We start from the raw sequence: 1,483 nt of genomic DNA on the forward strand, positions 1-1,483 counted from the left end.
ATGCGCAGGCCAGGCTCGCCCATCCGAGCCGCCAGCGCCTCGGTCGAGAGGTACGGGGGGACGAGCCCGGGCGGCATGGGCCTAGGTTGCGGCGCGGGCGCGGCGGCGCGCGAGGACCACATCAACCTGCACGTCGCGCGAGCCTTCGCCTGGTACGCCGACGCCACCGGGGACGGGCGGTTCCTGAAGGAGGACGTCTGGCCCGTGGTGTCGGGCGTGGCCGACTGGTTCGTCGATCGCGTGGACCGCAGGCGGGGCGGCTTCGACCTGCGCGAGGGCGGCGGTCCGGCCGAGCGGAAGGCGACGGACGACAACGACGCCATGACGCTGATGGCGGCGCGGATCATGCTGAGGCGCGCGACCCGCATGGCGGAGGTCGTGGGCCTGCCGGCGGATCCGCGCTGGAACGAGGTGGCGGATGGCCTGCGCCTGCCGATGCGGTCCGATGGCGTGATCGCTTCGCACGACGGCTACAGGGCCTCCGAGGAGAAGGGCGCGACGCCCGCGCCGCTCATGGGCCTGTTCCCCTATTGGGCGGAGGTCGATCCGGAGACGGCGCAGAGGACGCTGCGCTTCTATCTGGATTTCTGGAAGGACTATGTCGGGGCGCCGATGCTGCCGGCGCTCTACGGGACCTGGGCGGCCTGGGCCGGAGACCGCGCGCTGTCCCTGAAGCTGCTGGAGGAGGGCTACGGCGCCTATCAGTACGGGAGGTTCCAGCAGACGCTGGAGTACCGGCTGGACAAGGTGCCGGACGGCGTGCCCTCGGGACCGTTCTTCGCCAACATGGGCGGCTTCCTGACCGGCCTGATGTTCGGCCTGCCCGGACTGAAGGTGTCGGAGGCGGACCCTGGGGCCTGGCCCAGCCGACCGGTGGTCCTGCCGGAGGGCTGGGAGGCCATCGAATGCGACCGGCTGTGGGTGCGCGACCGGCCGGCCCGGCTGGTCGCCCGCCACGGAGCCGACCGCGCCGAGTTGGACCTGACCTGATCCAGCGAGGGAACGGGGCCCGGCGGCGCGGGTTCGTCCGGAATGCCCGAACCGAAACACCCCCGATGACGCCACCCCGACGGTCCGGCCTGGTCCAGGGCGGGCGCGGCGGGCCGCAGGACGGAGCTGCTGGAAGACGGCAGGAAGAGGTGTTCGCCCGCGGCGAAGTCGAGAGCGGCCGGATCGAGCATCACGCGGGCGAGCCGGACGCCCCCACGCCGCGAACTCCGGCGACGCCCGTGGGTCGTCCTACGCCTTGATCAGCCTCCCCCTCGTCAAGGCGGAGCGCCGCTTCGGTGGCGGCCGCGCATCGCACTCGATCGCCTTCTAGGGTTCAGACTCATTTGAAGCAAAGCAGGATCAGCAGCTTGGATTTCCGCTCATCCCCGCGAAGGCGGGGACCCAGTTCTTTTGTCGGCGCAAGGTCAGCGGGATTGTCGTTTGCGGCTCCCTGGCGCGGCCGGATCGCCCAAAACACTGGGTCCCCGCCTTC

1 protein-coding gene and 1 pseudogene are annotated in these 1,483 nt (G+C 71.3%); both read left to right on the top strand.

Annotated elements, in window-relative coordinates; genetic code table 11:
* Positions 1-990 (top strand): annotated as a pseudogene (locus AC2W7C_RS17820) (hypothetical protein); the annotation flags it as partial.
* Between the two features lie 65 nt (positions 991-1,055).
* Positions 1,056-1,250, top strand: a complete 195-nt coding sequence (locus AC2W7C_RS17825; protein ID WP_486002560.1) for a hypothetical protein — start codon at positions 1,056-1,058, stop codon at positions 1,248-1,250.
* Positions 1,251-1,483: the final 233 nt, after the last annotated feature.

This window comes from Brevundimonas sp. CURTG3B2_SDJG, assembly GCF_057364705.1.